This window comes from Serratia sp. TSO36 (assembly GCF_057808395.1).
This window is the reverse complement of sequence record NZ_JBJZOU010000013.1, coordinates 48,023-61,324: the sequence shown is the minus strand read 5'-3', so window position 1 is coordinate 61,324 and position 13,302 is coordinate 48,023. Positions and strand designations below refer to the sequence as shown.

Below are 13,302 nucleotides of genomic sequence, written 5' to 3'. Positions count from 1 at the left end.
TTTTTATAGGTAAGGTAAAAATCAGGCTAACATTAATCACCAAATGAGCGCCGCCAGTCAATAACCCAATGTAACAATTTACAATGTTAATGATTCCCCGGCTCCGCACGCAGCCGCGCCACCTGCGCCTCCACGTCGCGCCAGGCCGGTTTGTCGCCGGCATAGCGTTGGCGCAAATAATTCACCAGCGCCGTCACCTGCCGATCGGAAAAGCTGTCCTTAAAGCCCGGCATAAAGCCCAATTCGGCGGTAGCCGGTTTGGGGATCCCTTGCAGGATCACCTTGATCAGGTTATCGGGGCGATCGCTGAAGATATTGGTGTTATTGGCCAGATCGGGACTGACGCCGAACAGCTGCGGCCCGCCGGCGGCGGCGCTGTGGCAGGCCTGGCAAGCGCCCTGAAATAACCGCTCGCCGGCCAGTTGCCCCGCCGCCGGCAAGGCGCGGGCCGCCAACTGCGCCTGCGGTTCCACATTCAGCGTCGCCTTGGTGCTCAGCGACATCACATAGTTGGCCATCGCCCTCAGATCGCTCTGCGGCAACGTCGCCAGTTCGCTGACCACCGGCCCCATCGGCCCGGCCGCCACGCCGTGCTCGGCGGAATGCCCGCTGCGGAAGTACTGAAACAGCTGTTCCTCGGTCCAGGGCTTGTCCGCATTGGCCAATTGATTCAGCGCCGGCGCTTCCCACCCGTCCACCATTCCCCCCGCCAGGAAAGCCGCGCCGCCCTTTTCCGCCCCCAGCAGATTGCGCGGCGAATGGCAGGCGGCGCAGTGGCCGAGCCCGTTGACCAGATAGGCGCCGCGGTTCCACTGCGCGCTTTGTTGCGGATCGGGTTGATATTCCCCCTGGCGCAGGAACAGCGCGTTCCAGCCGGCCATCAGCGGCCGCAGGTTAAACGGGAAGCGCATCTGATTGGCCGGATTGCTCTGGCGCACCGCCGGTTGCGACATCAGATAAGCGTACAGCGCCTGCATGTCGCCGTCGGTCATTTTGCTGAAGGCGGTGTAAGGAAATGCCGGATACAGATGGCGGCCGTCGCGGGCGATGCCCTGGCGCATCGCCCGATCGAACGCGGTAAACGACCAGTTGCCGATGCCGGTTGCCACGTCCGGGGTAATGTTGGTGCTGTAGAGCGTGCCGAACGGCGTCGCCATCGCCAGCCCGCCGGCGTTGGTCGCCCCTTCCGACGCGGTATGGCAAACCGCGCAGTCTCCGGCAGCGGCCAACTGGCGGCCGCGCTCCAGCGTGGCCGCCGACCAGGTGCCGGCGCCGGGCGTCGCCACCGGCGCGATCTCCGCCCGCCACGGCAAGGCGCTGCCGGCGATGCCCAGCACCGCGCCGAACAGCCCCGCCGCGCCGCCGAACCACCATTTGCCGCGCTTCTTTTTCTTGGGCGGGGCGGCCTGCCGCTCGGCGTCCGGCCCGTTCAGCGCCTCGCGCAGTTTGTCCGAGGTGATCGGCAGCTCGCGAAAACGAATGCCGGTGGCGTCGAATACCGCGTTGGCGATGGCCGCCGCGCTGGGCACCGACGCCGATTCCCCGGCGCCCAGCGGCGGATCGTAAGGGCGCGGCATCATCACCACGTCCACTTCCGGCACCTCCGGGAAGGTCAGGATCGGGTAAGCCCCCCATTCTTTGGCGGAGACCGTCGATTCCTCAAAGGTCACGCGCTCTTTCAATACCCGGCTGGTCGATTGCAATACGTTGCCGTGAATTTGGTGGCGCACGCCGTCCGGGTTGACCATCATGCCCGCGTCGTGGCCGACCACGATGCGCGTCACCGCCACTTCGCCGCTGGCTTTGTCGATCGCCACGTCGGCCACCCAGGCGGCCCAGGCCGCCCCAAAGCCGGGAAACTTGCTGTGGATGTAACGGGCGTAGGCAAAGCCGCGCCCGCGCAGCACGCCGTCTTCCGCCGGGGTCTGCATCGGTTCGGTATGCGGCGTCCAGCCGGCGCGTTCTGCGGTGCTGCGCATCAGCTCACTGGCACGTTCATCATCGATATAGCGCAGCCGATATTCCAGCGGATCGACGCCGGCGGCGTGGGCCAGCTCATCGATATAAGATTCGTGGGCGAAGGTGTTCGGCAAGGCGGAAACGCCGCGCATCCAGGAGGCGCGCACGATCGGCGCCATGTCCTCGATGCTGACGCGCAGCGCCGGATATTCGTAAGGCGGTACCGAGGTGCGGTCGCCCATTTCATAGGCCACCGGCAGCGGTTCAACCCGGCCGGTCAGCAGCAGCGCCAGCGTCGGCGCGCCGTTGGAAGGATAATAGGTGCGAAAATCGTAGGCGACCGGATGCCCGGCGGCGTCCAGCCCGCCGTCCACCTCCATCAGCTGCGCGGTACCCTTCGGTTCCCACACATGTTCTTGCTCACGGGTCAGCTGCACCCGCACCGGCCTGCCCACCGCGCGCGACAGCAGCGCCGCGTCGGCGCAGACGTCATCGGCGCAATTGCGGCCATAGCAACCGGCCGCCTCCATGCGAACGATCTCGATCTGCGCTTCCGGGTATTCCAGCAGCCAGGCCAGATCGGCGCGCAGCAGGTGCGGGTTCTGGCTGCCCGACCAGACCTGCAGGCGCTCCGGCCGGTAGTCCGCCAGCGCGCAGGAAGGACCAATCGAGGCATGCAGCTGATACGGCCACAGGTAGCTGCGGGTGAAACGCCTGTCGGCCGCCGCCAGCGCCGCGTCCACATCGCCGGTATCGTGCACCACCCGGGTCGAATGGGGGTTGTCGCGCAGCGCCTGCGCCACGTCGGTCATCTGCGGCAAATTGCGCCGCCAGTCTTTCCAGCTGACCTGCAGCGCCTGCGCCGCCTTGATCGCCTGCTCTTCGCGCTCGGCGACAATGCCGATGAAATCGCCGATCACCACCAGTTTGACGATGCCGGGAATATGCGCGATCGAGGTTTCATCCACCGCCAGCAGGCTGGTGCCGACGAATTCGCCGCTGTCGTACCCGGCATAGGGCGGCCGCACCACCCGGCCGTGCAGCATATTCGGCAGGCGCATATCGTGTACGTAGGTGGTTTCGCCGGTCGCCTTGGCCGGAATATCGACGCGCGCGGCGCTGGTGCCCACCAGGCGATATTCCGCCTGCGGTTTGAGCGGCGCGTCGCCGGAAATCGACAGCTCGACATGACCGCCGTCCACCAGCTCGGCGTAGCTCAGCGCCTGCCCCTGCGGGCTGCGGATCACGCCCTCCTCCAGCGTCAGCTGTTCCACCGGCGCATCGAAGCGCTGCGCCGCCTGGCGCAACAGCCAACGGCGCGCTTCGGCGGCGGCGTTGCGCAGCGGCACGGCGGAGATCTGCAGCGTGGCGCTGGCGATGGTGGCGCCCTGATTCGGCGCGCGCTCGGTATCGCCCAACACCATGCGCACCTGATCCATGCGCAGATACAGCTCTTCGGCGACGATCTGGCCGAGCGCGGTGCGCACGCCGGTGCCGAGATCGACATGGCCGTTAAAGGCATAGATTTCGCCGCTGTCGCACAGGGCGATAAACAGCCCTTGCTCCCTGGGCTTCAGCACCGGCGCTTGCCCTTTGGGCACCGGCCCCGAAGGCGGTTGCACGCTGTCGACGATCAGCAGCACGCCGTCGCGCTGCAGCAATTCGGCCTGGCTCGGCGATGAGGGACGGGAATCAGTCATAAGCGTGGGCGCCCTCATCGCGGCAGAGAATGATGGCGCGCTGAACCGCACGCAGGATTTCGAGATGGGTGCCGCAGCGGCACAGGTTGCCGGACAGCGCCTGACGGATCTCCACCTCGCTCGGGGCGGGATTGCGATCCAACAGGGCTTTGGTGGTCATGATCATGCCGTTGAGGCAGTAGCCGCATTGCGCCGCCTGCTCTTCGATAAAGGCACGCTGCACCGGGTGCGGGCGCTGGCGATCGCCAAGGCCTTCCAGGGTCACGATCGCCCGGCCGGACACGCGGAGCGCCGGGATCACGCAGGAGCGCGCCGCCACGCCGTCGATCAACACGGTACAGGCGCCGCATTCGCCCAGGCCGCAGCCGTATTTCGGGCCGTTGAGCGCCAGATCGTTGCGCAGTACCAGCAAGAGCGGCGTATCCGCCATCACCTGCGCATGAAGCTGTTCGCCGTTCACCGACAGCATCAGCGGATGCTCCGTCAGCGTGGTTTTCGCGCCTTCCCTGGGCGACTGCACTTCAGATATCGCCATTGTTCGCGTCTCCGCCTGCACTTGATGGTCTTATGGGCTGGCCTCTCGCCACCGACCACCAGGCAACCGACGTTGCGCGGGCGAATCAGCCGGTGGGCGGATCTTCCAGCATTTTATTCAGCAGGAATATCAGCGCTATCCGTTCGGCCGGGTTGAGCGTGCCGAACGTCAGCTCTGTGATTTTCGCCGCCTGCGGCACCGTTTCCGTCAGCAGCACGGCGCCGGCGTCGGTCAGGCCGACCACCACCTTGCGCCGATCCACCGGATCCGGCGTCACCGTGATCAGATCGCGCGCCTTTAGCCGCTCGACGATGCCGCGTATGGTGGCCTGATCCACCGCCGTCACCTGCACCAGCTCGGTCAGCGAGCTCGGCCCCATATCGCGCACCGCGCACAGGGTGATGAACTGCACCGCCGTCAGCTGCGAATCGCCGACGTTTTGCTGAAAAATCGCCAGGTGGCGCTGATAAACCTTGCGCAGCAGGTGCCCGACTTGCTCGGTAAAATGATAATTTTCGGGTTGGCCGCTCACGGCTGACGGGTATTCGGGGGGCGTCATTGCGTTACTCTCACCATCTATGGAATTCACGAGAATAGTACAAACCCCCGCCGTTGGCAGCAACGATTAAGCCCGACGCGCGCGCGAGGCCTCCGGCGCCACCACTTCCCCATCCGCCACCACCGTTTGCCCGTCGAGGCGGATGTCGCAGCCGCGCAGCGCGATGTCCATATGGCAAGGCGTTTTGCGCGTGCCGCCCACTTCGGTGTTCGGCCCGGTGGAGAACAGGAAGTTGCCGTAGAACGCGCGCGCGTCCATGCACATGCCGTCGTTCTTGTCGTGCAGGCCCATCGCCGTCCACTGGGCGCGCGGCTGCAGGCCCCAGCCGATATGCGAGATGCCGTACACCTCCGGATCGTCGAAGTATTTCATGTATTCGCGCAGGTATTCCGCCTCGAAGCCGCCGTGAATGCGGGTGACGAACCCTTGTTCTATCTCCAGCGTGATGCGTTCGCGCGCGTAGCTTTTAAACGGCAGCAAGATATCGCCGACCTCCAGCACCAGCACCCCTTCCGCCTGCTCCTCATTCGGCCAGGTGAACAGGAAACCGCTCGGCCAGTGATCCCAGCGCCCCGGTTCATCGGCATAGCCGTACTCGGTCACCGTCGGGTATTGCCCGAGCGGCGCGCGGAAATCGCTGCCGGCGGCGGAGGTTACCTGCATCAGCTTCGCCTGCTCCAGCACGGCGGCGGCGGCCAGCACCCGCGCCTTGTCCTCCGCGTTAGGCAACATGCGTGCCAGCACCTCCGGCGGCTCCACCGCCAGCAGGATGCGGGTGCCGGTTTTCAGGATCTGCTCCTGCTCCGGCGAATGCAGCAGCATCATGGTATCGACGATCAGGTCGGCGGCCTCCAGCGCACGCTGCGCCGCCAGGTTGCCGGTCAGCGCGGTATCGCCGCAATAGGCGGTCATGTCGTTGCCCATCGCCCGCGGATGGTTGAACGCCGGCAGCTCGACGGCATACACCCTGGCGCCCAGCCGCAGCGCCGCGTCGGTCGCGGCGCGCACCGTGCGCGCATCGGAATAATGGCTTTTCAAAATCGCCACGCTCTGCGAAGCATCGACCTTCGACAGCGTAAGCACCTGCTCGAACAGCTGTACCAACTGGGTTTCATTGACCGCCATGGCCTGTCTCCTGTCTCGTCAAGGGTGTCCGACGCCCGCAAGGCGGCGGTGATTTTTCAAACAATTTAAAGCGAACACACTCATTTTTATCTAAATCAAAAAATCAAAGGAAAGCAAGCTGCGAATATCCACCATAAGAAAGTCCTATTTCATCCCTTGCCAATCCTGTGATTAACATGAGTTTAACAGTAAAGCGCTGTCAATTAGCGTGAGCAAGATCTGATTTAACACTTTTGCAACTTTGCGTTATCTAGTGCATACACTATAAATCGATCGTCCAGCCATGCGTTGGACCTACGCTGAAAAAAGCCAACAGACAGGGGAAACATGATGAGCAAACAACCACGCATCGCCGTCGTCGGCGCCGGGCTGGGGGGCGCCGCCGCCGCCGGGCTGCTGCAAAAAGCCGGCTTTACCGTCGATCTGTATGAACAGAGCCCGGCGTTCTCGCGCCTCGGCGCCGGCATTCACATGGGGCCGAACGTCCTGAAGATTTTCCGCCGGCTCGGTATTGAGCAGCGGCTGGAGCAGATGGCGTCTCATCCCGATTTTTGGTTCAGCCGCGATGCCGAAAGCGGCGACTACCTGTCGCGCATCGAACTGGGCGGCTTTGCCCGCCGGGAGTACGGCGCCGCCTATGTGACGGTGCACCGCGGCGATTTGCAGGCGTTGCAGCTCTCCGCGCTGCAGCCCGGCACCCTGCACTTCGGCAAATGCCTGAGCAAGATTGAAGATCGCGGTGACGAGGTGGTGCTGAACTTCATCGACGGCACCTCGGCCCATGCCGACATCGTGATCGGCGCCGACGGCATCAACTCGCGCATCCGCGAACATCTGCTGGGCGCCGAAGCGCCGACCTACAGCGGCTGGGTGGCCCACCGCGCGCTGATCCGCGGCGAGAAGCTGGCGAAATACAACCTGACGTTCGAAGACTGCGTGAAGTGGTGGTCGGCGGACCGCCATCTGATGGTCTACTACACCACCCAACGGCGCGACGAGTATTACTACGTCAGCGGCGTGCCGCACCCGGCCTGGGATTTCCAGGGCAGCTTCATCGACAGCAGCCGCGAAGAGATGTTCGAGACCTTCGCCGGCTACCACCCGATCGTGCAGGCGCTGATCGAATCCAGCGAGCAGGTCACCAAATGGCCATTGCTGAACCGCAAACCGCTGCCGCTGTGGAGCGAGGGCCGCCTGGTGCTGCTCGGCGATGCCTGCCACCCGATGAAGCCACACATGGCGCAGGGCGCGGCGATGGCGATCGAAGACGCCGCCATGCTGACCCGCTGCCTGCAGGAAACCGGCCTTGGCGACTACCGCACCGCCTTCCAGCTATATGAAGCCAACCGCAAGGAGCGCGCTTCACAGGTGCAGGCGGTGTCCAACGCCAACACCTTCCTGCGCACCCAGGAAGATCCGGCCTGGGTCTACGGCTATGACCTGTACGCGCAAGCGCTGAAATCGGAGAACGCCGCATGAGCACTTTCCTCTACGGCGCCCACGTTCACGCCAACGGCATTCGCCAACACTACCTGCGCTACGGCGGCCACGGCCCGGCGCTGATCCTGATCCCCGGTATCACCAGCCCGGCGATCACCTGGGGCTTCGTCGCCGAGCGGCTGGGGGAAAAATACGACGTCTACGTGCTCGACGTGCGCGGCCGCGGTCTGTCGTCCAGCGGCCCGGAACTGGCTTATGACGCGGAGACCTGCGCGCAGGACGTCAACGCCTTCGCCGCCGCGCTGAGCCTGGACAGTTACGCCCTGCTCGGCCATTCGATGGGCGCCCGCTTCGCCCTGCGCGCCGCCGTTTTGCAGCCCGCCGGCGTGCGGCGGCTGGTGCTGGTCGATCCGCCGGTTTCCGGCCCCGGCCGCCGCGCCTATCCCGGCCAATGGCCGTGGTACGCCGACTCGATCCGGCAGTCGCTGCCGGGCATGAGCGCCGAGCAGATGCGCGCCTTCTGCCCGACCTGGAGCGAAGAGCAGCGCCGGCTGCGCGCCGAGTGGCTGCACACCTGCTACGAGCCGGCGATCCAACGCGCCTACGACGATTTTCATCAGGTGGACAGCCACCGCGACTACCCGCTGCTGACCATGCCGACGCTGCTGATGGCCGCAGGCAAAGGCGGCGTCATTCAGCCCGAAGACCGGGCGGAGATCCGCGCACTGCAGCCGGAGATCGCCATCGTCGAGGTCGAGAACGCCGGGCACATGATCCCGTGGGACGACTTCGACGGCTTCTTCCGCGCCCTGGGCGATTTTCTGGATTAACTGAGGAACACCGACATGAGCAACCACTACCGCATCGGCCAGATCGTGCCCAGCTCCAACACCACGATGGAAACCGAGATCCCGGCGATGCTGGGCGCGCGCCAGCTGATACGCCCGGAGCGCTTCACCTTTCATTCCAGCCGCATGCGCATGAAACACGTCAATAAAGAAGAGCTGGCGGCGATGGACGCCGAGTCCGATCGCTGCGCGCTGGAGCTGTCCGACGCGCGGGTCGACGTGCTCGGCTACGCCTGCCTGGTGGCCATCATGGCGATGGGGCTGGGCTACCACCGCGAATCGCAGGCTCGGCTGGCGCAGGTGACGAAAGACAATCAGGCCGCCGCGCCGGTTATCAGCAGCGCCGGCGCGCTGGTCAACGGCCTGAAGGTGATCGGCGCCAAACGCATTGCGCTGGTGGCGCCCTATATGAAACCGCTGACCCAGCTGGTGGTGGACTACATCCAGCACGAAGGCATTGAGGTCAAGGTATGGCGCGCGCTGGAGATCCCGGACAACCTCGAAGTCGGCCGGCACGATCCGGCCAGGCTGCCGGGGATCGTCGCCGAGATGGATTTACGCGAGGTCGATGCTATCGTGCTGTCCGCCTGCGTGCAGATGCCTTCGCTGCCGGCGGTTCCGACGGTGGAGGCTCAAACCGGCAAGCCGGTGATCACCGCCGCCATCGCCACCACTTACGCGATGCTGACCGCGCTGGAGCTGGAACCGATCGTTCCCGGCGCCGGCGCCCTGCTGTCCGGCGCCTATTGAGGAGGCAGAATGAACGACACCCTCAGCGACAACTACCGCGGCGTCTGGGGCCAGCGCATCGGCTTCGGCCGGCGCCCGGCGCTGCTGGCGATCGACTTTATGCAGGCCTACACCACCGAAGGCGCGCCGCTGTTCGCGCCGGGCGTGGTGAGCGCGGTCGAGGAGAGCCGCGAGCTGCTGGCCTGCGCGCGCCGCACGGGAATTCCTGTCATCCACACCCATATCCGTTATCATGCAGGCCATTTTGCCGATGGCGGTCTGTGGGTCAAAAAAGCGCCGGTGATGAAGGACATGGTGGCGGGCAACCCGCTGGCGGCGTTCTGCCCGGCGGTAGCGCCGCTGGCCGATGAGGTGGTGCTGAGCAAGCAATACGCCAGCGCCTTCTTCGGCACCGCGCTGGCGCCGCTGCTGGTGGCGCAAGGGATCGACACGCTGCTGATGATCGGCTGCTCCACCAGCGGCTGCATCCGCGCCAGCGCGGTGGACGCGGTGCAGCACGGCTTTCGCGCCATGGTGGTGCGCGAGTGCGTCGGCGATCGTCACCCCGGCCCGCACGAAGCCAACCTGTTCGATATCGACAGCAAATACGGCGACGTGGTGCACAAACGGGAGGCGCTCGACTACCTGAACCGGTTATGAGTCAAGGATTCACCTGCAACGACAATAACGAAGGCGCAAACAGCGCCTCACGCGACCGCCCGAAACAGGGCGGCGCCCATGCAACGCAAACACAACAGGCGCCTCCTGCGGAGGCCAATACGCACCACCTGGAGACAACATCATGGCCATTGTCGACACCCCGCTGGCGGGGAAAGCGGACGCAGAATCGCTGCTGCTGTACCGCAAAATCACCTGGAAACTGATCCCGTTTCTTTGCCTGTGTTACCTGGCGGCCTACCTCGATCGCATCAACGTCGGGCTGGCCAAGCTGCAGATGGCCGACGCGCTGCAGCTGAGCGAAGCGGCCTTCGGCCTCGGCGCCGGGCTGTTCTTCGTCGGCTATATTCTGTTCGAAGTGCCGAGCAACCTGATCCTGCAGCGCGTCGGCGCCAAGATGTGGATCGCCCGCATCATGATCACCTGGGGGCTGTTGTCTACCGCCACCATGTTCGTCACCACGCCGACCCAGTTCTACGTCATTCGTTTCCTGCTCGGCGTGGCGGAGGCCGGTTTCCTGCCCGGCGTGCTCTTTTACCTGACGCTGTGGTTCCCGACCTATCGCCGCGGCCGCATCATCGCGCTGTTCATGATCGGCCTGCCGCTGTCCAGCGTGATCGGCGGGCCGCTGTCCGGCTGGATCATGGGCCATTTCGACATGCTTCACGGGCTGCACGGCTGGCAATGGCTGTTTTTGCTGGAGGGCATTCCCAGCGTGCTGTTGGGCGTGCTGACCTTTTGGCTGTTGCCTAACACCTACCAGCAGGCCAAGTGGCTGACGCCCGAGGAGAAACAGCGCATCGCCGACGATCTGGCGCGCGACGACGCCGAGGCCGATCACGGCAAGCACAGCTTCCGCGACGGCTTCTTCAACCTGAAAGTCTGGATGCTCGGCGGCATCGACTTCGCCATTCTGCTCAGCGCCTACGCCATGGGCTTTTGGATGCCGACCTTCATCAAAACCGCCGGCGTCACCGACATCACCACCATCGGTTACCTGACGGCGATCCCCAGCGTCGCCGCCCTGCTCGGCATGCTGCTGATCGGCAGCAGTTCCGACCGGCTGCGCGAACGGCGCTGGCATATCATCGTGCCGTTTATCGTCGGCGCGCTGGCGATGGCCGGCAGCACCTTCTTTACCCACAACGCGCTGGCCACGGTGCTGCTATTCTCCATCGCCCAGGCGGCGATCATCGGCGCGGTGCCGGTGTTCTTCAGCCTGCCGGCCACCTTCCTGCGCGGCACGGCGGCGGCGACCGGCTTCGCGCTGGCCTGTTCGCTGGCCAACATCGCCGGGCTGGTGAGTAATTCGCTGATGGGGCTGGCGCTGGATCTGACCGGCAAGAGCGGCGGCGCGCTCTGGGCCTTCGCCGGCTGCCTGCTGCTCAGCTCGCTGCTGGTGGTGGCCCTGCCGGCCAAGGTGGTGAACCGCTGAATGTCGACCAAGCCAAAAAGACCAAGGGCGCATAACGCGCCCTTTTGTTTGCTTACCGGGAGTGGCCGAACTTACTCGTCCTTCAGCCCGCGGTTGATCAGCATCGGTTCGATGCTCGGCTCTTTGCCGCGCCAGTCGATGTACAGCTTCTCCAGATCCTGACTGTTGCCGCGCGACAGGATCATGTCGCGGAAGCGCTGGCCGTTTTCGGCGGTCAGGCCGCCGTGTTCGGTGAACCACTGGAAGGCGTCGTCCGCCAGCATTTCCGTCCACAGATAGGCATAGTAGCCCGCGGCATAGCCGTTACCCCAGATGTGCTGGAAGTAGCTGGAGCGGTAGCGCGGCGGCACGTAGCTGAGATCGACCTTGTCTTTTTGCAGCGACTCGGCCTCGAACTTGTCCACGTCCTGCTGCGGCTGATCGGCGGTCAGCATGTGCCAGTGCATGTCCAGCAGCGCGGCGGACAGCAGCTCGGTCATGCTGTAGCCCTTGTTGAACTTGTCGGCCTTCTTGATCTTGTCGACCAGTTCCTGCGGCATCGCTTCGCCGGTCTGGTAGTGCTTGGCGAAGTGGCTGAACACTTTCGGATCGCTGACCCAGTGCTCGTTGAACTGCGACGGGAACTCGACGAAGTCGCGTGCGGTGTTGGTGCCCGACAGGCTCGGGTATTCCTGATCGGCGAACATGCCGTGCAGCGCATGGCCGAACTCGTGGAACATGGTGATTACATCGTCATACGACAGCAGCGCCGGCTGGCCCGGCGCCGGTTTGGTGAAGTTGGCGACGTTGTAAATCACCGGCTTGGTGCCGTTGAGCTTCGACTGATCGACGAAGTTGCTCATCCAGGCGCCGCCGCCCTTGTTGTCGCGCTTGAAGTAGTCGGTGTAGAACAGCGCCAGCGACTTGCCGTCCTTGTCGAACACTTCGTACACCTTGACGTCCGGCTGATAGACCGGAATGTCCTTGCGCTCCTTGAAACTGATGCCGTACAGCAGGTTGGCGGCGTAGAACACACCGTTGTTCAGCACGTTGTTCAGCTCGAAGTAAGGCTTGATCTGCGACTCGTCCAGATCGTACTTGGCCTTGCGCACCTGTTCGGCATAGAACTGCCAGTCCCAGGCCTGCACCTTGAAGTCGCCTTTCTGCTGGTCGATCACCGCCTGAATGTCTTTGGCTTCACGCTCGGCGCGCGCGGTGGCCGCCGGCACGATGTTGCGCATAAAGCTCAGCGCGGCATCCGGCGTCTTGGCCATCTGGTTTTGCAGTTTCCAGGCGGCGTAGTTCGGGTAGCCCAGCAGCCTGGCCTGCTCGGCGCGCACCTTGGCCAGACGGGAAATGGTCTGGCGGGTATCGTTGCCGTCGCCCTTCTCCGCACGCGTCCAGGAGGCGTCGAACAGCGCCTGGCGGGTGTCGCGATCTTTTAGGCTCTGCAGCAACGGCTGTTGCGTGGTGTTTTGCAGCACCAGCAGCCACTGTTTCTCCAGCTTGCGTTCGGCGGCCGCCTGGGCCGCCGCAGCCAGCTCGCCTTCCGACAGGCCGTCCAGCTTCGCCTGGTCGGTTATCGCCAGCGCACCGTTTTTGCTCGCCGCCAGCAGCTTGTTGGTGAACTGGGTGCTCAGCGTCGCCGCTTCCTGGTTCAGCGCCTTTAGCTTGGCCTTGTCGGCGTCCGACAGGTTGGCGCCCGCCAGCTCGAAGTTCTTGTAGGTCACTTCCACCAGCCGGCGCGACTCCGGATCCAGCTTCAGCGCGTCGCGATCCTGATAGATGGCCTTGATGCGCGCGAACAGCTTGCCGTTGAGCATAATGTCGTCGTTCAGCGCCGCCAGCTTCGGCGAGGTTTCTTCATCCAGCTTTTGCAGCGCGTCGCTGGTGTTGGCCGAGGTCATGGCGCCGAACACGTTCATCACCCGCGTCAGCAGCGAACCGGCCTGCTCCAGCGCCACCAAGGTATTCTTGAAATTAGGCTTGGCCGGGTTGTTGGCGATCTTCTCCACCTCTTCCCGCTTTTGCTTGATGCCCGCTTCGATCGCCGGCGCGTAGTCGCTCTCCTTGATCAGGTTGAACGGCGGCGCCTGGAACGGCAGACGGCTTTGATAGAAGAACGGATTTTGAGTCTTTTGCTTGTCGTGCTGATTGGCTTCACCGGTCACGTTAGCCTCCTTCGCCTGGCCGCTGGGCAGTGCGCTATGGTCGGCGTGAGGTTGGGTTTCTGCTGCCTGTGCCTGCGAGCCCAGCGCCATGCCGATCGCCAGCACCAATGTGGATAAACGCATCAAATCGAAACTCCTCCATGT

10 protein-coding genes are annotated in these 13,302 nt (G+C 64.2%); 5 read left to right on the top strand and 5 right to left on the bottom strand.

What is annotated here, in order from left to right; all coding sequences use genetic code 11:
• Positions 1-86: 86 nt before the first annotated feature.
• The 4 genes from ACK3CV_RS12235 to ACK3CV_RS12220 form a co-directional block, all read right to left on the bottom strand.
• On the bottom strand, positions 87-3,659 hold the full coding sequence (locus ACK3CV_RS12235) for a molybdopterin cofactor-binding domain-containing protein (RefSeq protein WP_164141107.1): 3,573 nt from the start codon (positions 3,657-3,659) through the stop codon (positions 87-89).
• A complete protein-coding gene (locus tag ACK3CV_RS12230; RefSeq protein WP_164038386.1) occupies positions 3,652-4,194 on the bottom strand; it encodes a (2Fe-2S)-binding protein in 543 nt (180 codons plus the stop codon). The genes ACK3CV_RS12235 and ACK3CV_RS12230 overlap by 8 nt, the downstream gene beginning before the upstream one ends.
• A gap of 85 nt (positions 4,195-4,279) precedes the next feature.
• Positions 4,280-4,753: a MarR family winged helix-turn-helix transcriptional regulator gene (locus tag ACK3CV_RS12225; protein WP_033634451.1), complete on the bottom strand. Its 474-nt coding sequence runs from the start codon at positions 4,751-4,753 to the stop codon at positions 4,280-4,282.
• 66 nt (positions 4,754-4,819) lie between these two features.
• Positions 4,820-5,878 carry a 2,5-dihydroxypyridine 5,6-dioxygenase gene (locus ACK3CV_RS12220; protein WP_164038383.1) on the bottom strand — a complete coding sequence of 353 codons (1,059 nt, stop codon included), beginning with the start codon at positions 5,876-5,878 and terminating at the stop codon, positions 4,820-4,822.
• A gap of 327 nt (positions 5,879-6,205) precedes the next feature.
• Here ACK3CV_RS12220 and ACK3CV_RS12215 point away from each other — a divergent pair, with 327 nt between their 5' ends.
• From ACK3CV_RS12215 to ACK3CV_RS12195, 5 genes are all read left to right on the top strand, one after another.
• Complete coding sequence (locus ACK3CV_RS12215; RefSeq protein WP_060438692.1) at positions 6,206-7,357, top strand: FAD-dependent monooxygenase; 1,152 nt, start codon at positions 6,206-6,208, stop codon at positions 7,355-7,357.
• Positions 7,354-8,148: an alpha/beta hydrolase gene (locus ACK3CV_RS12210; protein WP_039566278.1), complete on the top strand. Its 795-nt coding sequence runs from the start codon at positions 7,354-7,356 to the stop codon at positions 8,146-8,148. Before ACK3CV_RS12215 ends, ACK3CV_RS12210 begins: the two co-directional genes overlap by 4 nt.
• Before the next feature lie 15 nt (positions 8,149-8,163).
• Positions 8,164-8,916, top strand: a complete 753-nt coding sequence (locus ACK3CV_RS12205; protein WP_015377793.1) for a maleate cis-trans isomerase family protein — start codon at positions 8,164-8,166, stop codon at positions 8,914-8,916.
• 9 nt (positions 8,917-8,925) lie between these two features.
• Complete coding sequence (locus ACK3CV_RS12200) at positions 8,926-9,555, top strand: N-carbamoylsarcosine amidohydrolase (RefSeq protein ID WP_033655190.1); 630 nt, start codon at positions 8,926-8,928, stop codon at positions 9,553-9,555.
• Between the two features lie 142 nt (positions 9,556-9,697).
• Positions 9,698-11,008, top strand: coding sequence for an MFS transporter (locus tag ACK3CV_RS12195; RefSeq protein ID WP_033655189.1), 1,311 nt, complete (start codon positions 9,698-9,700; stop codon positions 11,006-11,008).
• A gap of 71 nt (positions 11,009-11,079) precedes the next feature.
• Here the strand turns inward: ACK3CV_RS12195 and dcp are convergent, their stop codons facing one another.
• Positions 11,080-13,281 (bottom strand): peptidyl-dipeptidase Dcp, encoded by a 2,202-nt coding sequence (dcp, locus tag ACK3CV_RS12190; RefSeq protein ID WP_033655188.1) that lies wholly within the window; start codon positions 13,279-13,281, stop codon positions 11,080-11,082.
• Positions 13,282-13,302 lie beyond the last annotated feature (21 nt).

Excerpts from the sequence above, each read along its gene's own strand:
- ACK3CV_RS12235 (WP_164141107.1), bottom strand. The coding sequence starts at position 3,659 with ATGACTGATTCCCGTCCCTCATCGCCGAGCCAGGCCGAATTGCTGCAG.
- ACK3CV_RS12230 (WP_164038386.1), bottom strand. The coding sequence starts at position 4,194 with ATGGCGATATCTGAAGTGCAGTCGCCCAGGGAAGGCGCGAAAACCACG.
- ACK3CV_RS12225 (WP_033634451.1), bottom strand. The coding sequence starts at position 4,753 with ATGACGCCCCCCGAATACCCGTCAGCCGTGAGCGGCCAACCCGAAAAT.
- ACK3CV_RS12220 (WP_164038383.1), bottom strand. The coding sequence starts at position 5,878 with ATGGCGGTCAATGAAACCCAGTTGGTACAGCTGTTCGAGCAGGTGCTT.
- ACK3CV_RS12215 (WP_060438692.1), top strand. The coding sequence starts at position 6,206 with ATGATGAGCAAACAACCACGCATCGCCGTCGTCGGCGCCGGGCTGGGG.
- ACK3CV_RS12210 (WP_039566278.1), top strand. The coding sequence starts at position 7,354 with ATGAGCACTTTCCTCTACGGCGCCCACGTTCACGCCAACGGCATTCGC.
- ACK3CV_RS12205 (WP_015377793.1), top strand. The coding sequence starts at position 8,164 with ATGAGCAACCACTACCGCATCGGCCAGATCGTGCCCAGCTCCAACACC.
- ACK3CV_RS12200 (WP_033655190.1), top strand. The coding sequence starts at position 8,926 with ATGAACGACACCCTCAGCGACAACTACCGCGGCGTCTGGGGCCAGCGC.
- ACK3CV_RS12195 (WP_033655189.1), top strand. The coding sequence starts at position 9,698 with ATGGCCATTGTCGACACCCCGCTGGCGGGGAAAGCGGACGCAGAATCG.
- dcp (WP_033655188.1), bottom strand. The coding sequence starts at position 13,281 with ATGCGTTTATCCACATTGGTGCTGGCGATCGGCATGGCGCTGGGCTCG.